Origin of the sequence: Aquabacter sp. L1I39, from assembly GCF_017742835.1 — a bacterium.
Taxonomy (GTDB): domain Bacteria; phylum Pseudomonadota; class Alphaproteobacteria; order Rhizobiales; family Xanthobacteraceae; genus L1I39.
Genome location: NZ_CP072392.1, coordinates 529713 through 553565, shown reverse-complemented (window position 1 = coordinate 553565; position 23853 = coordinate 529713). Strand labels below are relative to the sequence as shown.

Here is a 23853-nt window from a genome sequence, read left to right as displayed (position 1 = left end):
GCTTGCGAGGCGGCATGGCCGGCCATTCAGAGGCTTCCCTCCGCGCCCCTGCGGCGATATGGGCTTGGCCCATGTCCTATGCGGTGAAGGAAATGTTCAAGACCCTCCAGGGCGAGGGCGCCCAGGCGGGTCGGGCGGCGGTGTTCTGCCGTTTCGCCGGCTGCAACCTGTGGTCGGGGCGCGAGGAGGATCGCGCTGAGGCCGTGTGCCGCTTCTGCGACACGGATTTCGTGGGGCTCGATGGCGAAGGCGGCGGGCGCTTCGCGGACGCCGCTGCGCTGGCGGCGGCGCTCGCCCGCGTCTGGGGGCCGGAGCGGGGACGGCGGCTGGTGGTCTTCACCGGCGGCGAGCCGCTGCTGCAACTGGATGACGCGCTCGTTGAAGCCGCCCATGCGGAAGGCTTCGAGATCGCCATCGAGACCAACGGCACCTTGCTGCCGCCCGCCGGCATCGACTGGATCTGCGTCAGCCCCAAGGCGGGCGCGGCGCTCAACCTCACCGCCGGCCAGGAATTGAAGCTGGTCTATCCGCAGGCGGGGCTCGACCCGGCGGATATGGCGGGCCTCGCCTTCACCCATTTCTTCCTGCAACCCATGGACGGCCCGGCGCGCGCCGAGAACACCGCCGCGGCGGTGGCCTATTGCCTCGACCACCCGCACTGGCGCCTCTCCGTCCAGACCCACAAGATGGTCGGCATCCCATGAAGATCACCCAGGCCTTCACCTTCGAGGCGGCCCACCGCCTGCCGAACGTGCCGCAGACCCACCGCTGCTTCCGCATGCACGGCCATTCCTACCGGGTGGAACTGGTGCTGGAGGGGCCGGTGGACGCCCATACGGGCTTCGTGGTGGATTTCTTCGACGTGGAGGCGGTGTTCGACCCGCTGCTGAAGCGGCTCGACCATTATTGCCTCAACGACGTGGAGGGGCTGGAAAACCCCACCGCCGAGAACATCGCCATCTGGATCTGGGACCGCGCCAAGCCCCTCCTGCCGGCGCTCGCCACCGTGCGGGTGTTCGAGACGCCCCTCTCCTGGGCGGAATATGAGGGGCGCTGAGGGGATCCGGCGCTAGACGGAGCGCATGAGGCCGCCATCCACCTTGATGTTCTGCCCCGTGATGTAGCCGGCACCCTCCGAGGCGAGGAAGGCGATGGTGGCGGCGATCTCGGCCGAGGTGCCGTAGCGGCCCATGGGCACGGCGTCGCGGCGGGCGTCCTGCTGGGGCAGGCTGTCGATCCAGCCGGGCAGCACATTGTTCATGCGCACATTGTCGGGCGCATAGGCGTCGGCGAACAGCTTGGTGAAGGACGCCAGCCCCGCCCGGAACACGGCGGAGGTGGGGAACATGGGGCTCGGCTCGAACGCCCAGGCGGTGGAGATGTTGATGATGGCGCCCGCCTTCTGCGCCTGCATGATCGGCGTCACCAGGCGGGTGGGGCGGATGACGTTGAGCAGATAGGTGTCCATCCCCCTGTGCCAGTCCTCGTCGGTGATGTCGAGAATGGCGGCGCGGGGGCCGTGGCCGGCGCTGTTCACCAGCACGTCGATGCGGCCGAAGGTGGAAACGGTCAGGTCCACCAGGCGCTTGAGGTCGTCATTGGACTGGTTGGAGCCGGTGACGCCGATGCCGCCCAGCTCGGCGGCGAGCGCCTCGCCCTTGCCGGAGGAGGAGAGGATGGCGACCTTGAAGCCGTCCGCCGCCAGCCGTCGCGCCGCCGCAGCGCCCATGCCGGAGCCGCCGGCCGTCACCACCGCCACCTTCTGATCGCCCACGGGCGCCTCCCTGCCTGTGCGGGCGGCGGACCGTGCCGCCCTTCGGCAGGTGTTGGGCGCCAATTCGCGCTTTTCGTCAAGGCGCCCGGCGGGTCAGAGCTTGGGCATGTCCAGCGTGCCGCGCGGGCTCAATTTGTCGACCACCACGGGCAAGTATTGCGCCATCAGTCCCGGCAGCATGGGCGCGGGCACGCCGATGGCGGCGGCCAGATCCCCCATGGTCATGGGGTCCACCGTTTCCATGATCTGCTCGCGGGTGAGGGGAAGATTCTCGCCCTCCGACAGCCAGGAGGCCACCTCGTCCGCAAAGCCCGCCTCGCGGAAGCGCTCCAGCAGGCCGTCGAGGTCGCCATAGGGGCTGGAGGCCAAAGCCGCTTGGAGCTTGGTCGGCAGGCCGGCCATCATGGCGCCCGCGAGGCCGGAATTGAGGAAGCCGCCCAGCCCGCCGCTGAGCTTGTCGAACAGGGCCATGGGCCGTCTTCCTTCTGATCCTTGGACGGTCGATCAAAAAGCGCGAACGGCGCGCCTTCGCAACCTGGAACATGGTCGCGGGTGGCGCTGCGATCACGCTTTCCTGAAGTCGGCCTTCCTACCGCCCCCCGCGACGGAAAGCAGCCTTTGCTTTGCCCGCATCCTCCGCTAACGGCATAAACATGATCTCCGCCCCGCTTTTCGCGGCGCTGGCCCTGATGACCGCGGTGGCGGTCATGGCCGTGCTGTGGCCGCTCAGCCGTCGACGTGCTCCCCGCGAGGCGCGGGAGGCGGACCTTGCTGTCTATCGCGACCAGCTGGCGGAGCTGGACCGGGATCTGGCCGCCGGCCTCCTCTCGCCGGAACAGGCGCAGGCGGCACGGGTGGAGGTATCCCGGCGCATGCTGGCGGCCGCCGATCAGGCGGGGCTGGACCGCGCCGCCGCTCCGGCGCGCTCCGGCACCGGCCGCCGGCGCATGGTGGCGGCACTGGCCCTGGTGGCGGTGCCGGTCATGGGCGCCGCGCTTTATTGGCACCTGGGATCGCCCGCCCTTCCCGGCGCGCCTTTGGCCGAGCGCCTCGCGGCACCCGCGGATCGCACCGACGTGGCCATCTTGGTGCGCAAGGTGGAGGAGCATCTGGCCGCCAATCCCACCGACGGCCAGGGCTATGAATTGCTCGCCCCCGTCTATGTGCGCATGGGGCGCCTGGATGACGCCGTGCGCGCCTATGCCCAGGCCATCCGCATCCTCGGCGCCACCGCCGAGCGGCAGGCGGCGCTGGGCGAGACGCTGGTGCTGCGGGGCGACGGGATCGTGAACGAGGACGCCGCGCGGGCCTTCAAGGCGGCGCTGGCGCTTGAGCCCGACATGCCGAAGGCCCGCTATTTCCTTGGTTTGGCTGCCGAGCAGGATGGTCGCAAGGCCGAGGCGGTCGCTATCTGGACAAAGATGGTGGAAGAGGCGCCTCCGGGCGCGCCGTGGGTTGGGCTGGTGCGCGCTGCGCTGGCCCGTGCCGGCGCGCCGGTGCCCGAGGCCAAGCTCCCGTCTCTGAAGCCCGCCGCGCCTCCGGCGTCTCCCGGACTGGCCATTCCCGGCCCCAGCGCCCAAGATGTGGCTGCGGCCTCCAGCCTCTCGGCCGACCAGCGCTCGGCCATGGTGCAGGGCATGGTGGATCGCCTGGAGCAGCGGCTGAAGGCATCTCCCAAGGATCTGGACGGCTGGCTGCGGCTGGCGCGGGCCTTCCAGGTGCTGGGCGAACCGGACAAGGTTCGTGGGGCGCTGGATCAGGCGCGCACCGCCTTTAGCGGCGATGCCGAGGCCACCGCCCGGATCGAGGCGACCGCGAAGGAATTGGGCGTCGGCGGCTGATCCGCCCTCGCACGGATGAGTGTGGGCAAGGCACGTTTGGGCAAGGCAGGGGCCAAGGTGGAGGGTGTGAGGACGTGACGCGAAAAGGTCGCCGCCTGGTCCTGATCGGGGTTGGGCTCGCCGTGCTCGGTCTTGCCGCGGGGCTGATCCTGACGGCGCTCAACGACACCATCGTCTTCTTCCGCACCCCGACCGAGGTGGCGGAACACAAGGTCGCGCCCGGCACCCGCACCCGCCTCGGCGGGCTGGTGGAGACCGGCAGCCTGGTGAAAGAGGGCCCCTCCGTGCGCTTTGCCGTCACCGACGGCAATGCCCGCGTGACCATCGCCTATACCGGCATCCTGCCGGACCTGTTCCGGGAAGGGCAGGGCGTGGTGGCGGAAGGCGCGGTGCAGCCGGACGGCACCTTCAAGGCCGACACGGTGCTCGCCAAGCATGACGAAAAGTACATGCCGCGCGAGGTGGCCGATGCCCTCAAGCAGCAGGGCCACTGGATGGAAGAGGCCCAGCAGGCCAGGCCCGGCGCCGCCGACGGCCCGGCCAAGGCCAAGCCCGCTGCCGCCACCACCAAGCCCGCCTCCACGGCGCCCGGGAGCCTCACCCAATGATCGCCGAGCTTGGCCAATATGCCCTGATCCTGGCCCTGGCCCTGGCCCTGTTCCAGACCGTGGTGCCCGCCTGGGGCGCGGCGAAGGGGGACAGCGTGCTCATGGGCGTCGCCGCCCCGGTGGCGATCGTGCTCTTCGGCTTCATCACCTTCGCCTTCGGGGCGCTGGTGGCGCTCTATCTCACGTCCGATTTCTCGGTGGTCAATGTGGTGGAGAATTCCCACTCGCAGATGCCCACCATCTACAAGATCACCAGCACCTGGGGGAACCACGAGGGCTCCATGCTCCTGTGGGTCTTCGTGCTCGCCACCTTCGGCGCGCTGGTGGCGGTGTTCGGGTCCAACCTGCCGGACCAGTTGCGGGCCAATGTGCTGGCGGTGCAGGGCTCGGTCGCCACCGCCTTCCTGCTGTTCATCCTGTTGACCTCCAACCCCTTCCTGCGGCTGGTTCCGGCGCCGGCGGAGGGGCGGGACCTCAATCCCATCCTCCAGGACCCCGGCCTCGCCATCCATCCCCCGCTGCTCTATCTCGGCTATGTCGGGCTCTCCATTTCCTTCTCCTTCGCCATGGCGGCGCTGATTGAGGGGCGGATCGATGCCGCCTGGGCGCGCTGGGTGCGGCCCTGGACGCTGGCGGCCTGGGTGTTCCTGACGCTGGGCATCGCCATGGGTTCCTACTGGGCCTATTACGAGCTGGGCTGGGGCGGCTGGTGGTTCTGGGACCCGGTGGAGAATGCCTCCCTGATGCCGTGGCTCGCCGCCACCGCGCTCCTGCATTCCGCCGTGGTGATGGAAAAGCGCGACGCCCTGAAGGTGTGGACCATCCTGCTCGCGGTGATCGCCTTCTCGCTCTCCCTCATCGGCACCTTCCTGGTGCGCTCGGGCGTGCTCACCTCGGTGCATGCCTTCGCCACGGACCCTGCGCGCGGCGTCTTCATCCTCGCCATCCTCACCGTCTTCATCGGTGGTGGCCTCGGCCTGTTTGCGCTGCGGGCCAGTGAGTTGCGGCAGGGCGGCCTGTTCGCGCCGGTCTCCCGCGAGGGGGCGCTGGTGCTCAACAATCTCTTCCTCACCGCGGCTACCGCCTCGGTGTTCGTGGGCACGCTCTATCCGCTGGCGCTGGAAGCCATCACCGACGACAAGATCACGGTGGGGCCGCCCTTCTTCAACCTCACCTTCGGCGGGCTGATGCTGCCCCTCGTCTTCGCCATGCCCTTCGGCCCGCTTCTGGCCTGGAAGCGCGGCGATCTCCTGGGCGTGGGGCAGCGGCTGATGCTGGCGGCGGCGCTGGCCGTGGTGGCGGCGGTGGTGACGGCGGCGGCGGAGGGGCGCGGCCCGGTCCTCGCGCCGGTGGCCATCGGCATCGCGGTCTTCGTGATGATTGGGGCCCTCACCGACATCGCCGAACGCTCCGGCTTCGGCCGCGTGCCCGTCTCAACGGCGCTGCGCCGGCTGCGCGGGCTTCCGCGCTCCACCTTCGGCACGGCGGTGGCCCATTTCGGCGTCGGCCTGTGCCTACTCGGCATCGTCTCCGAGAGCACCTGGAGCCTGGAGAGCATCGGCGCGGTGAAGGTGGGCCAGTCCATCACCATCGGATCGCGCGACCTGACGCTCGCGCGCATGGAAAATCGCAGCGGCCCCAATTATCGCGCCCGCGTCGCGGTGTTCGAGATCCGCGAGGGCGGCGTCAGCCAGGGCACCATCGAGGCGGGCAAGCGCCAGTTCGCGGCGCGCCAGATGGGCACCACCGAATCGGGCATCCGCACCTTCGGGTTGAGCCAGCTCTACGTGGCCATGGGCGAGGAAAGCACGGACGGCGTGGTCTCGGTGCGCGCCTCCTGGAAGCCGCTGGTGACGCTGATCTGGATCGGCGCGGTGGTGATGGCGCTGGGCGGCGCACTCTCCTTGGCCGATCGCCGCCTGCGGGTGGGCGCGCCGCGCACGGCGCGCCGGCGGGCCGTCGCCTCGGTTCCGGCGGAATAGCCATGCGCATCCTGCTCCTGATCCTGTCCCTGCTGCTGCCCCTCGGCCTCGCCCCGGCCCATGCGGTGCAGCCCGATGAGGTGCTCTCCAACCCCGCCCTGGAAGCGCGGGCGCGGGAGCTCTCGAAGGAATTGCGCTGCATGGTCTGCCAGAATCAGTCCATCGACGATTCCGACGCCCCGCTCGCCCGGGACCTGCGCCTTCTGGTGCGCGAGCGCCTCAAGGCCGGCGATACCAACCAGCAGGTCCTGTCCTTCATGGTGGACCGCTACGGCGAGTTCGTGCTGATGCGCCCGGTTCTGTCCTGGCGCAACGCCTTGCTGTGGGGCGCGCCCATCCTGGCCATCCTGCTGGGGGGCGTCTTTGTCCTCTTCGCCATGCGCAGGCGCGGAGCGCCGGACGTCGCGCGCCTGACGCCCGACGAGGAAGCTCGCGTCGCGCGTCTTCTGGCGCAGGACCCCCGCGAGGAGCGCTGAGACTCCAGTCCCGTTGCGCGCCCTGCAATTCCGCTCCTGACTTCACACGCCGCGCCCCGTGGGCGCGCAGGGGCAGGTTCGCGCACTGCTTGGGCCTTCCGCGAGGTCATCACGCGTCGGTGAACCGAAAACCCTCGTCGAAAAGGTGGAGGCATTCACATGGCGCTTGACAGCGGGAACGTTCCAGGCGAACGTTGGGAACGTTCCCGCTAACGATCCTCACTTTAGGGGGTCACGTTGGGGGGCCGCTTGCAGGTGCCTCATCGACCCGGCGCCGCGCCCACGAGAACCCAAGGAAGGACAAGAGAAATGGCGATCGATTGGAAGGGCCTGAACCCGGCGCCCGTCACCCTCTTCAAGGACAATGGCGACGTGGACTTCGAGGGCAATGCCCGCCTCGCCAAGTGGCTGGCCGCCATTCCCGGCGTCAAAAGCCTGGTGATCCTCGGCCATGCGGGCGAGGGCACGTTCCTCACCCATGACGAGCAGATCGAGCTGATCCGCGTCTATAAGGACGCCACCCCGCTGCCCGTGGTGGCCGGCATCACCGGCGAGGGCACCAAGGTCGCGGAGATCGAGGCCAAGCAGAAGATCGCGGCCGGCGCCAGCGCCGCTCTGGTCTACCCCAACCACGGCTGGCTGCGCTTTGGCTACCAGAAGGGCGCGCCGCAGGACCGCTACAAGGCCGTGGCCCAGTCGGGCTTGGAATGCATCCTGTTCCAGTATCCGGCCGTGACCAAGGCCAATTACGACCTCGACACCCAGCTTGAGATCGCCGCCATTCCCGGCGTCACTGCCACCAAGAATGGCGTGCGCGACATGAAGCGCTGGTACAACGAGATTCCCGCGCTCAAGAACGCCTTCCCGAACCTGGCCATCATGTCCTGCCACGACGAATGGCTGCTGCCGACCATGTTCGACGTGGACGGCCTGCTGGTGGGCTATGGCAACATGGCGCCCGAACTGCTGCTGGAATTCCTCGCGGCCGGCAAGGCGCAGGACTATACGCTGGCCCGCAAGTATCACGAGCAGCTGCTGCCGCTCACCCGCGCGGTCTATCACCGCGGCTCGCACATGGAAGGCACGGTTGCGCTCAAGCATGCCCTGCGCGCCCGCGGCCTGATCGATAACGTGAACATCCGCGAGCCCCTGAAGCCGCTCGGCGATGCCGCTGATGTGGAAATCCGCGCCGCCGTGAAGGCTGCCGGCTATCCGCTGGTGGGCGAGGCCCTCGCGGCCTGAGCGTGAGTTGAGGCCTGCGCTCCGGCTGCCGCGCCACCCCGCCGATCTTCAGGTCGGCGGGGGGTAGCCATGTATCGCAGAGCGCGACGATGCGCCATTTTCCATAACAAACGCACGCCCAGCAAAAACAACAGAACGGGCGGCTGGAGGAAACCATGCTCAAGCGACGTGACTTTCTCATCTCCTCGGCCGCGCTCCTCGGCGCGGGCCTTGCCTCCACCCGCCTTGCTCGGGCGGCCAACGACTTTCCCAATCGTCCCATAAAGATGGTGGTGCCCTTCGCCCCCGGCGGCGGCGTCGATGTCTTCGCTCGCCTGATCGCCCAGCAATTGCGCGACCTGAAGAATTACACCGTCGTGGTGGACAATCGCAGCGGCGCCAACGGCTCCGTGGGCGGCAATGCGGTGCGCAAGTCCGATCCGGACGGCTATAACATCCTGTTCTCAGCGGGCACGCAGGTGATGGTGGGCTCGGTCATGAAGGCCGCGCCCTATGACCCGATCGCCGATTTCACGCCCATCGCCCGCGCCGGTGTCGCGCCCATGATCCTGGTCATGTCGCCCAAGCAGCCACAGACCACCATCACCGAGATCGTGGCGGCTGCCCGCAAGGCGCCGGCGGACTGGAATTTCGCCGCCTCGGCCATCGGCTCTCCGGGCCATCTGGCGGAGCTGGAATTCAACCGCCTCGCCGGCCTCGACCTCAATGTCATCCCCTATCGCGGCACGGCGCCGGGCCTGCTCGATGTGTCGGGCGGCAATGTGCAACTGATGATCGATCCGGTGCTCGCGCTGCTGCCCTCCGCCCAGTCCGGCAATGTGAAGGCCATCGCGCTCACCTCCGAGGTGCGCACGAAGCTCGCGCCCGACGTCCCGACCGCCGCCGAGAGCGGCATGCCGGGCCTGAACCAATTCTCCTGGTATGGGGTGTGGGGTCCCAAGGACATGCCGGCCGATCTGGTGGCCACTCTCAACGGCGCCATCAATGCGGCGGTGCAGTCGCTGGCGGAGAGCGGCCAACTGGCGAAGATCGGGGTGGAGCCCACCGCCGAGACGCCAGCCGCGTTCGATGCCTTCCAGAGGGCCTATCTGAAGAAGGGCGAGGAATTGCTGAAGGCCGCAAAGTTCGAGCCCACCTGAGCGGGGCAGGGGGGATGGCGTGCGGCGAGAGGCGTGAAGCCGGGGTTTACCCCCGCTTCACGCTTCTCACGCAGCCGTGACGCGCATTACGGATCGGTAATTCCATCGCCAGGGCGCCGTAAGGGTCACGTTTCTACATTGCCTCTCAAGGGTGCCCCATGGGGGGCAGAAACTTGAGAGACGACGTCCCGATGACTGGAACCACGCCTTCTTCCTCTCGCATCCGTCGCCGCCGCAGCCTGCTGCTCGCCGGTGTCGTGGGTCTCGCCGTCACCGGGGCGGTGGCCGGCCAGTTCATCCCGCCCTATGCCAGCCCGGCCATGGCGCAGATCGCCACCAATACGGCGCCCGGCCAGAATTCCTTTGCCGACATCGTCGAGAAGGTGTCGCCTGCGGTCGTGTCCGTGAAGATCAAGAAGGACGTCAATGCCCAGTCCATGGCCATGGGCGAGGAGGGCATGGGCGGCCTCGGCGGCGACGTGCCCCCTCAGATCGAGCGGTTCCTGAAGCGCTTCGGCTTCGAGGGCGGCCCCAACGGCCCGATGGGCCCGCGCGGTCCCAAGGCTGACCGGGGCGGCCCGTCCGAGCGCCGCGTGGTGGGCCAGGGCTCCGGCTTCATCATTTCCGCCGACGGCTATGTGGTGACCAACAACCATGTGGTGGATGGCGCCAGCGAGGTGGACGTCACCACCACCGACGGCAAGGATTATGTGGCCAAGGTCATCGGCACCGATCCGCGCACCGACGTGGCGCTGCTGAAGATCGAGGGCAAGACCGATCTGCCGTGGGTGAAGCTCTCCGACGTTCCGCCGCGGGTGGGTGATTGGGTCATCGCCGTGGGCAATCCCTTCGGCCTCGGCGGTACCGTGACCGCCGGCATCGTATCGGCCCGCGGCCGCGACATCGGCGCCGGCCCCTATGACGACTTCATCCAGATCGACGCGGCGGTCAATCGCGGCAATTCCGGTGGCCCGACCTTCGGCCTCAATGGCGAAGTCATCGGCATGAACACCGCCATTGTCTCGCCGTCCGGCGGTAATGTGGGCATCGCCTTCGCCATCCCCGCCGAGACCGTGAAGACGGTGGTCAACCAGCTGCGTGAGAACGGCAAGGTGGCGCGCGGCTATATCGGCGTGCAGATCCAGCCGGTCACCGACGACCTCGCCTCCGGCCTCGGCCTGAATGCCGCCGAGGGCGCGCTCGTCGCCCAGGTTCAGCCCGATGCGCCGGCCGCCAAGGCGGGCCTGAAGAGTGGCGACGTGATCGCCAAGGTGAATGGCGACGTGGTCAAGGACGCCCGCGACCTGTCCAAGAAGATCGGCATGATGAAGCCGGGCAACTCGGTGCAGCTCACGGTGATCCGTGATGGCAAGACCATACAGGTGGCGGTGAAGCTCGACCAGTTGCCCGGCGAGCAGCAGGCCAGCCTTTCCGACAAGGACGGCGCCCAGCCCGGGCAGAACGTGCCGCGCCTCGGCCTCCAGCTTGCGCCGGCCAAGAGCGTGCAGGGCGCCGGCTCCGAGGGCGTGGTGGTGACGGAGGTGGATCCCTCCGGCCCCGCCGCCCAGCGCGGCATCCGCTCCGGCGACGTCATCCTGGACGTGGGCGGCAAGGCGGTCGCCTCGCCCAAGGACGTGCAGGACAGCTTCGCCGCCGCCAAGGCGGAAAACCGCAAGGCGGTGCTGGTGCGGGTGAAGAACGACCAGGGCGTGCGCTTCGTCGCCATCGCCCTCGACACCAAGCCGGCGGGCTGATTTCGAGGGGCGCCCGGTCCTCCCGCTTCCGCCTTGGTGGAGCGGGAGGCGGGTTGCCCCCTCAGCCGATCCGGGTTTCGCGCGCTGCGCGGTCTCTCTGAGAAGAGACGGATTCACCGAGCATGGGGGATCGCCTCGCGATTCGCCCTGCTCGGATCCGGCTCCCGTCGAGCCGAGGTGGCGCTTCCGTCGCCCAATGCCGCCCCGGTTTGGCCGGCGCGGGGAGCCTCTCGCTCTCCGCGCCATTTTCGTTTTCACGGCAGACCCTCCGGAGATGGGCTATAGACTGCGATGTCGACGAATCTTGATCAGGGTGATCCGTTCGCCATGCGCCTGCTCCTCATCGAGGACGACCGCGATGCGGCAGACTATCTGCGCAAGGCCTTCCGCGAGGCCGGGCACGTGGTGGAGCATGCCGCCGACGGAGAAGAAGGGCTGAGTCTGGCCCTCGACAGCCGCTTTGACGTGCTGGTGGTCGATCGCATGTTGCCCCGGCGGGACGGCCTGTCCGTGGTGTCCGAATTGCGGGCGCGGGGCGAGACCACGCCCGTTCTCATCCTCTCCGCGCTCGGCCAGGTGGACGACCGGGTGGTGGGGTTGCGGGCCGGCGGCGACGACTATCTGCCCAAGCCTTATGCCTTCACCGAGCTGCTTGCGCGGGTGGAGGCCCTGTCCCGCCGCGCGGCGCCCCATGCGGCCGATACCGTCTATCGGGTCGGCGACCTGGAGCTGGACCGTCTCGCCCACCGGGTGAGCCGGGGGGGCAAGGACATTCCCCTCCAGCCGCGCGAATTCCGCCTGCTGGAATATCTCATGCGCCATGCCGGGCAGGTGGTGACGCGCACCATGCTCTTGGAAAATGTGTGGGACTATCATTTCGATCCGCAGACCAACGTGATCGACGTGCATGTCTCGCGCCTGCGCTCCAAGATCGACAAGGGCTTCGACGTGCCGCTGCTGCACACGGTCCGCGGGGCCGGCTACATGGTGCGAGAAGGCCTGAGGTGAGCCGCGCGCGAGGCCCCCATGCCCACCGCGCGGCACATGAGGTGCGACGGCCATGAAGGCGCGGCGCGACATGTTCCGGCTGGTGCGCACCACGGCCTTCAAGCTGCTGGCCGCCTATCTCGTCATATTCGCCCTCTTTGCCGTCTTCATGATCGGCTATGTGGCCTGGCACACCCGCCAGCTCATCGAGGCGCAGGTGGCGGAGAATGTGGAAACGGAGGTGCGGGCGCTGGCCGAGCAATATCGCATCGGCGGCATCCAGCGCCTGGTCTTCGTCATCGACCGGCGGACCCGGCGGCCGGGCTCGTCCATCTATCTTCTGGCCACCTATAATGGCGAGGTGCTGGCTTCCAACGTTTCGGACCTGCCGCTCGGCCTCCTGGACAAGCCCGGCACGCGCTTTACCCCCTATCGCCGCTCGGAAGAGCCGGGAGCGAAGGAGAATCTCGCCTTCGTTCAGGTCTTCATCCTCCCCGGCGGCTTCCGCCTGCTGGTGGGCCGAGACATTGAGGAGCGCGACACGCTGCGCCAGATGGTGGTGCGGCCGGCCCAGGGGGCGCTGGCCGTCATCCTGGTGCTCGGCCTCGTGGGCGGCTTCTTCGTCACGCGGCGCGTGCTGAAGCGCATCGATTCCATGACCGCCACCTCGGAAGTCATCATGGCCGGCGATCTTTCGGGCCGCCTGACGGTGGACGGCACCGACGACGAGTTCGACCGCCTCGCCCACAGCCTCAATGCCATGCTCGACCGCATCGAGGCGTTGATGAGTGGCCTGAAGGAGGTCTCCGACAATATTGCCCACGATCTGAAGACCCCGCTCACCCGCCTGCGGAACCGCGCCGAGGAGGCCTTGCGCAACGCCTCCAGCGAGGCGGAATGGCGGGCGGCGCTGGAGACCACCATTGAGGAGAGCGACGGCCTCATCCGCACCTTCGACGCTTTGCTCATGATCGCCCGCGCGGAAGCCGGGCAGGCGCGGGGCAACATGGTGGACCTGGACCTCGCCGCCATCGTGGAGAACGTGGCCGAGCTCTACGAGCCGCTGGCGGATGAGCAGGGGCTCGACCTGACGGTGTCGACCGAGCCGGTCGACGTGCATGGCGTGCGGGAATTGCTGGCCCAGGCGCTGGCGAACCTCGTGGACAATGCCATCAAGTATGGCACTTCGGCCGATGGCAGCCGCGGCCGCATCGAGGTGACGCTGCGGCGGGAGGGCGACGAGGCGGTGATCGGCGTGCGAGACACGGGACCGGGTATTCCCGCCTCGGACCGTGACCGGGTGCTGGAGCGATTCGTGCGGCTCGATGCCAGCCGCAGCCGGCCTGGATCTGGGCTTGGCCTGTCCTTGGTGTCGGCGGTGGCGCGGCTCCATGGCGGGCGCATCGTGCTGGAGGATGGGGCGCCGGGATTGCGCGTCTGCCTGCATCTTCCGGTGCGGCCTGCCGTTACGTGAGGTTGCCCTCGTTTCTGCCTGTTACGCGTGCATTTCGGGGCCGCGCAATCTTGTGTGATCTCCTTTAAGGATCGCGCCGGTAAGGGCTTGCACACCCCCGTTGCATCGTGCCCTTTAGGAAGGCAATGGATCGCTGCGACGCAACGGATTCGACCCTTCCCTCCGGCCTCGCATCGCTGATGCGGGAAGGCCCGGTCGTGGCCGATCCCGCCGGCGCCTCCATTCGCCTGGAACATGTGCTCGAAGGGCTGGACGCGCACCGCCGCGCTGCGGTGGAAGAGACTTTCGAGGCCTTTCCTCTGGCCCGGCGGGTGCTGCTGGGCATTGCCGAGGCCTCGCCCTTCCTTCTGGAGGTTGTCCGGACCGACCCGATGCGCCTTGTCGCCGCTCTGGAGTCGGCGCCCGATGCGCGCATCGCGGCATTGGTGGCGGAAGGTGGTGCCGCTGTCGCCTCCGCGCCCGATGAGGACGCGGCCATGCGGGCGCTGCGCCGCATGCGGGCGGAGGCGGCGCTGGTGATTGCGCTTGCCGACATTGGCGGCGTGTTCGATTTGGCCGCTGTCACCGGCGCGCTGACCGATGTTGCCGATACCGCCGTTTCGAGCGCCCTGAACTTCCTGCTGCGGGACGCTGCGGCCGAGGGGCGTCTCCTGGCGCCCGATCCGCATAACCCCGCGCGGGGCTGCGGCCTTGCGGTGATCGCCATGGGCAAGCACGGCGCCCGTGAGCTGAACTACTCTTCCGACGTCGACCTGATCGTGGTCTATGACCGGGACGTGGCGCCCCTGAAGGACGGCGTCGAGCCCTCGCCCTTTTTCGTGAAGATCACCAAGGGCCTGGTGCGCATGCTCCAGGAGCGCACGGGCGATGGCTATGTGCTGCGCGTGGATTTGCGCCTGCGGCCCGATCCCGGCTCCACCCAGATCGCTCTCTCCACTGCGGCTGCCCTCGCCTATTACGAGCGGGAGGGCGCCACCTGGGAGCGGGCGGCCTATATCAAGGCGCGGGCAGTGGCCGGCGACCTGGAGGTGGGGCGCGCATATCTTGCCGAGCTCTCCCCCTTCGTCTGGCGGCGCGTGCTGGACTATCAGGCCATCGCCGATGTCCATGCCATGAAGCGCGAGATCCATGCCTTTCGCGGCCACGAGGTGGTGGCAGTGGAAGGGCACAATGTGAAGCTCGGGCGCGGCGGCATCCGCGAGGTGGAATTCTTCGTCCAGACCCAGCAGCTCATCGCCGGCGGGCGCGACCCCACTTTGCGCTCCCCGCGCACCCTGACCGCCCTCGATGCGCTTGTGTCGGACCGCTGGATCGATTCGGCAGTGCGGGACGATCTCGCGGACGCCTATGTGTTCCTGCGCCGGGTGGAGCATCGCATCCAGATGGTGGCGGACGCCCAGAGCCATGTGCTGCCCGAGCAGGCGGAGGCGCTGGCCCAGTTCGCCCGCTTCATGGGCTATCCCGACCGCGACGCCTTCGCCGCCGCCTTGGTGGATCGGCTGACCCGCGTCCAGCACCATTATTCCCAATTGTTCGAGGACGCCCCGCCTCCCGCCGCCCTCGATGGCCAGCTGATCTTTCCCGCCGACCAGGACGACCGCGCAACCCTCGCCGCCCTCGCGCGCCTCGGTTTTCGCGAGCCGGCGCAGGCGAGCGCGCGGGTGCGCGGATGGCTCGCGGGCAGTTATCGCGCCTTGAAAAGCGAGGCGGCGCGCGGGCACCTCGCCGCCATCGCGCCGCTGCTGTTGGAGCAATTCTCCCGCGGGGGGGATCCCGACGGGGCGCTGGTGGCCATGGACCGCTTCCTGACCGACCTATCGGGCAGCCAGATCCTGCCGGCGCTGCATCGACATCCCGATTTGGTGCGACTGCTGGCCAATGTGCTCACCACGGCGCCACGCCTAGGCGAGACCTTGGCGCGCCAGCCCTCCTTGCTGGATGCGTTGCTCGATCCCGCCTTCTTCAACATTCTGCCCGATGCCGCCACGCTGGAGCGGCGCCTCGATGCGCTCCTCGACACGGCCGAGAATGACGAGGACCAGCTGGACCGCGCCCGCCGCTTCCGGCAGGAGCAGCATGTGCTCATCGGCGTGCGCATCGTCTCGGGCACGCTGGCGGCCGAGCGGGCGGGGGAGGCCTATGCGGCGCTGGCCGACGTCATCATCCGCGCCCTGCACAAGCGTGTCTTCGCCCGCTTCGTGGAAACCCATGGCGCCATTCCCGGCGCGGCCACCGCTGTGGTGGCCATGGGCAAGCTCGGCGGGCGGGAGATGACCGCCGGCTCCGACCTCGATCTCATCGTGCTTTATGATTATGAGGGCGATGCGGGCGTAGCCTCCGATGGGCCGCGCCCGCTGGTGGGACCCCATTATTTCGCCCGCTTCACCCAACGCCTGGTCTCTGCGCTCACGGCCCTGACCAATGCGGGCAAGCTTTATGACGTGGACCTGCGCCTGCGCCCGTCCGGCCGCGCCGGTCCGGTGGCGACGCGCCTTGCCTCCTTCGAGGGCTACCAGCGCACGGAAGCCTGGACCTGGGAGCATATGGCGCTCACCCGGGCTCGGGTCATCGCCGCCACCGCCGGCTTTGCCGAGCGGGTGGAGGCAGGCATCCTCCAGGTGCTCAGCCGCCCCCGTGATCGCCGCCTCATTGCGGGCGATATTCTGGACATGCGCCGGGCCATCGCCGCCGAGAAGGGCGAAAGCGATCGCTGGAACCTGAAGCACGCGGCGGGCGGGCAGGTGGATGTGGAATTCCTGGCCCAGTATCTGGTTCTGGTGAACGCCGCTACCTACCCCGAGATCGTCGATACTGCGACAGCCCGGGTGCTGGCGGTGGCCGGCTGGCTCGGCCTGTTGCAGACAGCGGATGTGGAGACGCTCTCCAAGGCCTGTGGCCTCTACCAGGACCTCACCCAGGTGCTGCGCCTGTCGCTGGACACGCACGCCTTGACCGGCGAAGTGAGCCCGGCCTTGCGGGCCCTTCTTGCCCGTGCCGGCCAGATGCCGGACTTCTCCACCCTGGATGCCGATCTCGGAGAAACGCAGGCCAAGGTTCGGGAAATCTTCACCCGCATATTCGAGGGTGCCGCCGAATAAGACGTTTCGGTTCGCTCGCGTTCTGCCTGCAAGAGGGCCGGGGTGCCCTCACATCACCGCGGTCAGGCGCGGGGCCTCGTTGGCATTGGCGGCGCGCCCGTCCAGCGGCAGGCGGATGACCACCGAGGTGCCCACCCCTTCGGTGGAGCGGATGCGCATGGCGCCACCATGGAGCTCGGTGAGCGACTTGGCGATGGCCAGGCCCAGCCCCGAGCCCTTGTGGGTCTTGGTGAACTGGCTTTCCACCTGCTCGAACGGCCGGCCGATCTTGGCGAGGGCATCCTGCGGGATGCCGATGCCGGTATCTTCGATGGCGATCACCGCCGCCCCGCCATTGATGCGGGCGCGCACCGCCACCTTGCCGCCTTCGGGCGTGAATTTCACAGCGTTGGACAACAGGTTGAGCAGGATCTGCTTCAGCGCGCGCTTGTCGCCGCGCAAAGCCAGTCCCTCGCTGGTATCGGCGGTCATGACGAGGCGCTTCTCCTCGCCCTTCAGCGCCATCACGCGCATGGCATCCGCCACGATCTCGTCCAGGCGCACATCCTCCAGCTCCAGCTGCATGCGGCCGGCTTCGATCTTGGACATGTCGAGGATGTCGTTGATGACGTCGAGCAGGTAGGTGCCGGAGGTGCGGATGTCCGTGCAATATTCGGAATATTTGTCCGACCCCAGCGGGCCGAACATGCCGCTCTCCATGATCTCGGAGAAGCCGATAATGGCGTTGAGCGGTGTGCGCAGCTCGTGGCTCATATTGGCCAGGAACTCGCTCTTGGCGCGGTTGGCGTCTTCTGCGCGGTTCTTCTCTTCCGAATACTTCTCCGCCAGCTCCGCCAGTTGCTGGGCCTGGTGCTCCAGGGTCTGCTGGGATTTGCGCAGGTCCGCCACCAGCGCCATCAGGCGTTTCTCATTGTCCATGAGGCGTTCCTCATGGCGCTTGAGCGGGGTGATGTCGGTGCCCACCGAGACGTAGCCACCATCCTTGGTGCGGCGCTCGGCGATCTTCAGCCAGCGGCCGTTGGACAATTGGGCCTCGAAGGCGCGCGAGCCTTCCTCGGGCTTGTCTTCCGGCTTCAAGGGGGTGCGGGTGACAGGATGGCGACCCACGGTGGCGATGGTGTCGAACGGCGTGCCGGCGACGATGGCCTCGTCGGGCAGCTCGTGCAGGGTCTGGAACTTGGAATTGCAGAGCACGAGGCGGTTCTGGCTGTCCCAGAGCACGAAGGCTTCAGAGATGCTCTCGATGGCGTCGCGCAGGCGCATGTCGGCGGTGACCGTGCGCTCGGCCATGTGCTGGGCCTCGGTCACGTCCATGGCGATGCCGATCAGGTGCGGGCCGTCTTCGCCCGCCTGCTGCACCACCTCGGCGCGCATGCGCAGCCACACATAGTCGCCGCGCGCGGTGCGCATGCGGAACACCCGGTCCACCGAGGCGCCGGGCCGGTCGGCCAGTTCCTGGGCCAGTTCGTACAGGTCGCCGTCGTCGGGATGGACGAGGTTGGCGATCTCGCCGAAGGACAGGAGTTCGTCCCGTCGTTCAAGGCCGAGAATCTCGAACATGGTGTCGGACCAGTACATGCGCCCGCGGGCCATGTCCCAGTCCCACATGCCGCAACGGCCGCGATTGAGCGCGGTGTCGATGCGCATGCGCACGGTGTCATAGATGTGGTCCGCCTCCCGCGCCCGGCTCGCCTGCCAGTGGAAGGAGAAGCCGAGGATCAGCAGCACCGCCCCGGTGGTGGTGAAGAGGGTGATGGTGAGGGTGGTGCTCTCGGACCAGACGGAAAGCGCCCGCTTGACGGGCTGTACATACACGATCTGGCCGAGCGGCGGATTGAGGTTGCGCACCGTGGCGAGCGCGTCCTCGCCATTGACGGGCACCTCCAGCACGCCAGCGCGCTCGGCAAAGACGGTAAGGGGCTGCGATGGGTCGAGAATATCCGCCAGGGTCTTCGCGGCAGGCAGTCCGGCGGGCGCCGAGGCGATGACGCGGCCATTGGGGTCGGTCACATAGACGCGCCGGCCTTCCTGCGTCGCCCGGGGCGGCAGGCTGTCCTGGAGCGCGGCCTGGGCGCGCACGACGGTGCCGCCCAGGCGCTGGCCAAGGCTCTCGGCGGTGGCGAGGGCAAGAAGGGCAATGTCGTCCTTGGCGGCGTCGATGGCGGCCTGACGCTGGGCGTGCACCTGCACCACCGCGCCGACGCCGATCACGCCGAGGAAGGTTACGATAAGAGCCGGGACCACGCGACGCAGGAAGGGCTCGGCTTCCAGCAGCCGCTGATAGGCGGGACGTGCTACGGATTGCGCCAAACCACCAATGGCTTGCCCGCGCACGCCAGCGCTCGCAGCGTTGGCGCGTGCCATCGCCGGCCTCCTCTCCGGATTGTCCGGCCTCAGGGCTGCCACACCCCTTGACCTATCGTCCTCTTTCGACTTGGAGGGACGTGCCGCATCTCTCCGAATCAAGGCCGATTGGAATCGAATCGGGGGTGCGTTGTCTAGAGTCAGGGGGAGTCAAGAGGCGAAAAATTGCGGGGACCGTCCTGATTTTCGGGCTCGCACGCTGTAGGCAGAAATCTCCGTCTCTCAAGGAGTCTCGCCATGCCTCACTCCGCTGCCGACATCTGGTTCCGAACCGGCGAAGCCACCGTGCTTGCCGCCGAGGGGCAGTTCACAGATGCCATGCCCGAAGTGCTCATCGGATCGGTGCGCGGGCCGGCCGGCACCGCTTTCGCTTCCATGATGGGACAGGTGCAGGGGCACACCCGCATGTTCGTGGTGCGCGACCTGAACCAGTTGGTGCGCCCGGCCACCATGATGACCACCAAGGCCACAATCCACACGGCCGAATATGTGGAATTGCTGGGCGGGGTGGTGCAGGGCGCCACTGGGGACGCCATCATCGACTGCATCATCGAGGGCATCCTGCCCCGCGAGGGGCTGGATGAGATTTGCATGATCATCATGATCTGGCTGGATCCCCGCTGCCCGGAGGATCCCAATCTCGACAAGGCGGACCTCTACCGCACCAATTACGAGGCCACCAAGCTCGCCATCGCCCGCGCGCTCAAAGGCGAGCCGACGGTGGACGAGCTGATCGCCAACCGTAAGACCGTCAAGCACTACGCCTTGGACGGCGTGGTGGAATACTGAGCCGATGCCCCGTCGGCCCGCAGCCAGCGCTGATAGGCTTCCACCATGAAGTCCACGAACACCCGGACCTTCAGGTCCAAGGTGGCGCGGGCGGGAAAGAGGGCGACGGTGTCGAGGGGTTCCTGGCGCTGCCAGTCGGGCAGCACATCCTCAAGCTCGCCGGCATCCAGCCGCCGGCGGGCGAGGCAGCGGGACATCATCAGGATGCCCGCCCCGCCAATGGTCTGCCGCAAGGCCATGATGGCGTCATTGGTGACCATGCGTGGCGTGATCTTCAGTGAGACGGGGCCGGACGGCCCGTCCAGGTCCCAGGTCAGCGGCCCCGGATGGCTGCGGATGGCGATGAGGTCATGCCCGGCGAGATCGGAGGGGTGCATGGGGCGGCCCCGGCGATCGAGGTAAGAGGGGCTCGCTATCAAGGACAGGTTCTGCTGGCCCAACCGGCGGACATGATAGCTGGAATCGCGCACCGGCCCCGTGCGCACGCCCACGTCGAAGCCGTGCTCGATCAGGTCGAGGGGATGGTTGTCCAGCGTGAGGTGCAGCTGCACCTTGGGATAGCGGGCGCGGAAGGTAGCCAGTTCCGGCTCCAGGATGAGGATGGCCGGGGCGTAGGTGATGAGCACCTTCAGCGGCCCTTCCGGCTCCTGGGTCAAGGCGCGAATGGCGGCGTCCGCATGGTCGAGCGCGGCCATGGCGTCCACGCACTTGCGGTAATAGGCCTGCCCCGCCTCGCTCGGCCACACCTTGCGCGTGGTGCGGTGCAGCAGTTGCACGCCGAGCCGATCCTCCAGGGCCTTGATCTTCCGGCTCACGGAGGTGGCCGGCATACCCAATTGCTCCGCCGCGCCATTGAAGCTGCCGCGCTCCACCACGCGCAGGAACACTTCCACATCATCGAGACGGGACATGAGGGGGCCTCCAGAGGCAGAGCGTGACGCGCGCCGGCCGATGCCATGCATATGGGGCGGCGATCCCGATCGGACCGCCGCCCCTCATTCACAAGTTCGCGCTCTCAGGGGTGACCCGTCGCGCGGCCGCTCAGTTGCCGCCGAGGCCGCGGTCGCCAATCTTGAAGTTGATCTGGTCGGCGGCCGTGGGCTGGGGCGCCGGCATCTGGGCGAGCGGATTGGCCTGGTGGGCGGGGGTGGCATAAGCCAGCGGAGCCGCCTCGGAGGCGGGGCCGGTCTGGGCCGCCACCGCGTAATTGTCCTTGTTCTGCTCCGTCGTATATTCGTCGGCCTGGGCGATGGAGGCAAAGCCAATGGCGGCGGCAAGGGCCAGGGGGGCGATGGTGAGGTAACGCATGGGACTTATCCTTTGTCAGGGTGGGAGCCGGCCAGGCCGGCGCCTTCGATGACGGGAAGATAGGTCCCAAGCCGCGCTGCGATAATGCGCAGTTTGCGGTGCACACTCTGCCGGTTTCGGCAGCAATCGATCCCCATTCCCGCCGCTTTTTCCGGCAGAGCGGGCGGCGACGCGCTTCGGCGGCGCCGGCTTATCCCAGCGAACGCAAGGCGATATCCGCCACATCCGGCGAAAGGCCCGGCGTGTCGGCCACCTTGCGCAAGGCACGCTCGGCCAGGGCGGCGCGGCGCGGCTCCATCTGCCGCCAGGTCTTGAAGGCGGACAGCATGCGGGAGGCCACCTGCGAATTGGTGCCATCCAGCGTCAGCACCACGTCGGTCAGGAAGTCGTAGCCAGCGCCATCCAGCCGGTGGAACTGGGTGGGATTACCCATGGCGAAGGCGCCGATGAGGGCGCGCACCCGGTTGGGATTGGTCATGGAGAAGGAGGGCAGCAAGGTGAGCGCCCGAACCCGGTCCAGCGTGCCCGGCTCGGGAATCTGGGCCTGGAGGCTCAGCCACTTGTCGATCACCAGGGGGTCACGCTCATAGCGGCGATGGAAGTCCTCCAGCACCTCGGCGCGGATGGGGCTGTCATGCTGGGCGATCACGGCGAGCGCCGCGAAGCGGTCGGTCATGTTGTCGGCGGCGAGATATTCCCCCCGCGCCCGCTCCAGCGCCTCCGGCGTGCCGGGGACTGTGAGATAATCGAGGCAGAGGTTGCGCAGGGCGCGTCGCCCGGCGGCCGTCGCATCGGGCGAATAGGGTGCGCCGGAGGTGAGAGCGGCGTGGGTGGTCCCAAAGGCCGGCGCCAATGCCTCGGCCACCGCCCGCTTCAATTGGCGGCGGGCCTTCAGGACGGCATCGGGGTCTACCAGGGTCGCCAACTCGCGGGCAATCTCGTTTTCGCCCGGCAAGGCCAGGGCCTGGGCCTTGAAGGCGGGATCGAGGGCAGGGTCCGCCAGCAGCAGGCCGGCGGCGTGGAGCAGGGCATCGGCGGGGGGCAAGGTGCCTTCGCGGGCGCCGCGCTTCAGCAGATCGAAGGCGAGGCCCTGGATGGCGTCAAAGCGGTTGAAGGGATCGCTGTCATGGGCGGCAAGGAAGACGAGGTCTTCCGAGGTGAGGTCCACTTCCAGGTTGATGGGCGCCGAGAAGCCGCGATTGAGCGAGGCCACGGGCCGGACCCCGAGGCCGGTGAAGGTGAAGGTCTGGTGCGGCGCGCTGATTTCCAGGACGCCTGTCTCCACCGTCGTGCCATCGGCGAGGATGAGGGGCTGGGCATCGCCATTGGGGCCGAGCAGCGCCACCGCGAGCGGGATCACCACCGGCTTCTTATCGGGTTGGCCCGGCGTTGGCGGCGTCGCCTGGGTGACATCCAGGCGATAGGTGCGCGCCTGCGGGTCATACTGGGTTTCCACCCGCACCTTGGGCGTGCCCGCCTGGGTATACCAGAGCGAGAATTGCGTCAGGTCGCGGCCGGTCGCTTCGCTGAAGCAGGCGAGGAAGTCCTCGATGGTGGCGGCGTCCCCGTCATGGCGGTCGAAATAGAGGTCCATGCCGGCCCGAAAGCCGTCCTCGCCCAGAAGGGTGCGCAGCATGCGCACCACCTCGGCGCCCTTCTCATACACGGTGGCCGTGTAGAAGTTATTGATTTCCCGATAAAGATCGGGCCGCACGGGATGGGAGAGCGGCCCGCCATCCTCGGTGAATTGCTGCGCCTTGAGTAGCCGCACATCGGCGATGCGCTTGACCGGGCGCGAGCGCTGGTCGGAGGAAAACTCCTGGTCTCGGAAGACCGTGAGGCCCTCCTTCAGGCACAATTGGAACCAGTCGCGGCAGGTGATGCGGTTGCCGGTCCAGTTGTGGAAATATTCGTGGGCGATGATCGCCTCGATATGGGCATAGTCCGCGTCGGTGGCGGTCTCCGGGCTCGCCAGCACGTATTTGTCGTTGAAGACGTTGAGCCCCTTATTCTCCATCGCCCCCATGTTGAAGTCGGAGACGGCGACGATGTTGAACACGTCGAGGTCGTATTCGCGCCCGAACGCGGTCTCGTCCCAGCGCATGGAGCGGCGCAGCGCGTCCATGGCATAGGCGGCCCGCGCTTCCTTCCCCGGCTCCACATAGATGCCGAGATCCACCGGCCGGCCGGAGGCGGTCACGAAATGGCCGGGCACCTTGGAGAGCTTGCCGCCCACCAAGGCGAACAGATAGCTGGGCTTGGGCCAGGGGTCGTGCCAGACGGCATAATGCCGGTTGGTGCCGGAGATCGGTCCGCTCTTGATGAGATTGCCGTTGCCCAGCAGCATGGGGGCTTCGTCCCGGTCCGCCTCGATGCGGGTGGTGTAGACCGCCAGCACGTCCGTTCGGTCGGGGAAGTAAGTGATGCGGCGGAACCCCTCCGGCTCGCACTGGGTGCAATAGGTGCCTGAGGTGCGATAGAGCCCCATGAGCTGGGTGTTGGCGGTGGGGTCGATGAGGGTCTCCACCTCCAGCACGAAGCGATCGGCCGGGGGATGGGGAATGATCAGCGCGGCCGGATTGGCCTCGAACGCGCCCCCCGTGGTGGGAAGCCCATCGATGGCCACGCGCACCAGCGTCAGGCCGTCGCCATCCAGCACCACCGGCGCGCCCGGCCGGCCCTTGGCATTGCGCACCAGCGCAAGCCGCGAGACGACGCGGGTGGCCTCCGGGTGAAGGCTGACATCCAGATGCACGGTCTCCACCAGCCAGTCCGGCGGACGATAGTCCGCAAGGCGCACGGGACGGGGTTCGGCATCACGCATCGGTCACTCCGGGCCACGGCGGGGCACCCTGCGGCCACGCCGTCTTTCAATCTGCGCCGACTTTAGGACCTCAGACGCGCGGGCGGAAGAGCGCTAGGCCCACGCCTGCCGACCGCACCCTTTACCGCTGTCCTGCGCGGAGCGTCCATCTGCCGCCCGCCCGTCTCATGGGTGTTTTCGGAACCCCTTCGCA

The 23853-nt window shown here is 68.0% G+C and carries 19 protein-coding genes; 13 read left to right on the top strand and 6 right to left on the bottom strand.

From position 1 onward, the window contains the following. The first annotated feature begins 71 nt into the window (after positions 1 to 71). On the top strand, positions 72 to 704 hold the full coding sequence (queE, locus tag J5J86_RS02490) for a 7-carboxy-7-deazaguanine synthase (protein ID WP_209103338.1): 633 nt from the start codon (positions 72 to 74) through the stop codon (positions 702 to 704). Continuing rightward, positions 701 to 1057 carry a 6-carboxytetrahydropterin synthase QueD gene (gene queD / locus J5J86_RS02485; protein ID WP_209103337.1) on the top strand — a complete coding sequence of 119 codons (357 nt, stop codon included), beginning with the start codon at positions 701 to 703 and terminating at the stop codon, positions 1055 to 1057. Before queE ends, queD begins: the two co-directional genes overlap by 4 nt. A 12-nt stretch (positions 1058 to 1069) precedes the next feature. Here the strand turns inward: queD and J5J86_RS02480 are convergent, their stop codons facing one another. After that, positions 1070 to 1774: an SDR family oxidoreductase gene (locus J5J86_RS02480; protein ID WP_209103335.1), complete on the bottom strand. Its 705-nt coding sequence runs from the start codon at positions 1772 to 1774 to the stop codon at positions 1070 to 1072. Positions 1775 to 1867: 93 nt separating this feature from the next. Beyond that, positions 1868 to 2245, bottom strand: a complete 378-nt coding sequence (locus J5J86_RS02475; RefSeq protein ID WP_209103333.1) for a YidB family protein — start codon at positions 2243 to 2245, stop codon at positions 1868 to 1870. 182 nt (positions 2246 to 2427) lie between these two features. Here J5J86_RS02475 and ccmI point away from each other — a divergent pair, with 182 nt between their 5' ends. The 10 genes from ccmI (at position 2428) to J5J86_RS02425 (ending at position 16375) form a co-directional block, all read left to right on the top strand. Continuing rightward, complete coding sequence (gene ccmI / locus J5J86_RS02470; RefSeq protein WP_209103331.1) at positions 2428 to 3615, top strand: c-type cytochrome biogenesis protein CcmI; 1188 nt, start codon at positions 2428 to 2430, stop codon at positions 3613 to 3615. Between the two features lie 74 nt (positions 3616 to 3689). Continuing rightward, positions 3690 to 4223 (top strand): cytochrome c maturation protein CcmE, encoded by a 534-nt coding sequence (gene ccmE, locus J5J86_RS02465; RefSeq protein ID WP_209103330.1) that lies wholly within the window; start codon positions 3690 to 3692, stop codon positions 4221 to 4223. Further along, positions 4220 to 6205 (top strand): heme lyase CcmF/NrfE family subunit, encoded by a 1986-nt coding sequence (locus J5J86_RS02460; RefSeq protein WP_209103328.1) that lies wholly within the window; start codon positions 4220 to 4222, stop codon positions 6203 to 6205. Before ccmE ends, J5J86_RS02460 begins: the two co-directional genes overlap by 4 nt. A gap of 2 nt (positions 6206 to 6207) precedes the next feature. Beyond that, positions 6208 to 6681, top strand: coding sequence for a cytochrome c-type biogenesis protein (locus tag J5J86_RS02455; RefSeq protein WP_209103326.1), 474 nt, complete (start codon positions 6208 to 6210; stop codon positions 6679 to 6681). A 309-nt stretch (positions 6682 to 6990) separates the two neighbouring features. Next, on the top strand, positions 6991 to 7923 hold the full coding sequence (locus J5J86_RS02450; RefSeq protein WP_209103324.1) for a dihydrodipicolinate synthase family protein: 933 nt from the start codon (positions 6991 to 6993) through the stop codon (positions 7921 to 7923). Between the two features lie 155 nt (positions 7924 to 8078). Beyond that, complete coding sequence (locus tag J5J86_RS02445) at positions 8079 to 9062, top strand: Bug family tripartite tricarboxylate transporter substrate binding protein (protein ID WP_209103322.1); 984 nt, start codon at positions 8079 to 8081, stop codon at positions 9060 to 9062. Positions 9063 to 9253: 191 nt separating this feature from the next. Continuing rightward, positions 9254 to 10816 carry a Do family serine endopeptidase gene (locus tag J5J86_RS02440; RefSeq protein WP_247657928.1) on the top strand — a complete coding sequence of 521 codons (1563 nt, stop codon included), beginning with the start codon at positions 9254 to 9256 and terminating at the stop codon, positions 10814 to 10816. 291 nt (positions 10817 to 11107) lie between these two features. Continuing rightward, positions 11108 to 11824, top strand: a complete 717-nt coding sequence (locus J5J86_RS02435) for a response regulator transcription factor (protein ID WP_274706665.1) — start codon at positions 11108 to 11110, stop codon at positions 11822 to 11824. A gap of 52 nt (positions 11825 to 11876) precedes the next feature. Beyond that, complete coding sequence (locus tag J5J86_RS02430; RefSeq protein WP_247657927.1) at positions 11877 to 13277, top strand: sensor histidine kinase; 1401 nt, start codon at positions 11877 to 11879, stop codon at positions 13275 to 13277. A gap of 197 nt (positions 13278 to 13474) precedes the next feature. Beyond that, on the top strand, positions 13475 to 16375 hold the full coding sequence (locus J5J86_RS02425; protein ID WP_247657923.1) for a bifunctional [glutamine synthetase] adenylyltransferase/[glutamine synthetase]-adenylyl-L-tyrosine phosphorylase: 2901 nt from the start codon (positions 13475 to 13477) through the stop codon (positions 16373 to 16375). A 48-nt stretch (positions 16376 to 16423) separates the two neighbouring features. On the opposite strand, the gene J5J86_RS02420 is transcribed toward J5J86_RS02425, so the two are convergent. After that, positions 16424 to 18739 (bottom strand): ATP-binding protein, encoded by a 2316-nt coding sequence (locus tag J5J86_RS02420; protein ID WP_209103318.1) that lies wholly within the window; start codon positions 18737 to 18739, stop codon positions 16424 to 16426. A 237-nt stretch (positions 18740 to 18976) separates the two neighbouring features. Between J5J86_RS02420 and J5J86_RS02415 the strand changes: the two genes are divergently transcribed. Then, a complete protein-coding gene (locus J5J86_RS02415) occupies positions 18977 to 19528 on the top strand; it encodes a formaldehyde-activating enzyme (protein ID WP_209103317.1) in 552 nt (183 codons plus the stop codon). Here the strand turns inward: J5J86_RS02415 and J5J86_RS02410 are convergent. The 3 genes from J5J86_RS02410 to pepN all read right to left on the bottom strand — a co-directional run bounded on the left by J5J86_RS02410 (position 19498) and on the right by pepN (position 23660). Next, complete coding sequence (locus J5J86_RS02410) at positions 19498 to 20439, bottom strand: LysR family transcriptional regulator (protein ID WP_209103316.1); 942 nt, start codon at positions 20437 to 20439, stop codon at positions 19498 to 19500. The genes J5J86_RS02415 and J5J86_RS02410 overlap by 31 nt on opposite strands. 130 nt (positions 20440 to 20569) lie before the next feature. Beyond that, positions 20570 to 20836, bottom strand: coding sequence for a hypothetical protein (locus J5J86_RS02405; protein WP_209103314.1), 267 nt, complete (start codon positions 20834 to 20836; stop codon positions 20570 to 20572). A 190-nt stretch (positions 20837 to 21026) separates the two neighbouring features. Beyond that, positions 21027 to 23660 carry an aminopeptidase N gene (gene pepN, locus J5J86_RS02400; RefSeq protein WP_209103313.1) on the bottom strand — a complete coding sequence of 878 codons (2634 nt, stop codon included), beginning with the start codon at positions 23658 to 23660 and terminating at the stop codon, positions 21027 to 21029. Positions 23661 to 23853: the final 193 nt, after the last annotated feature.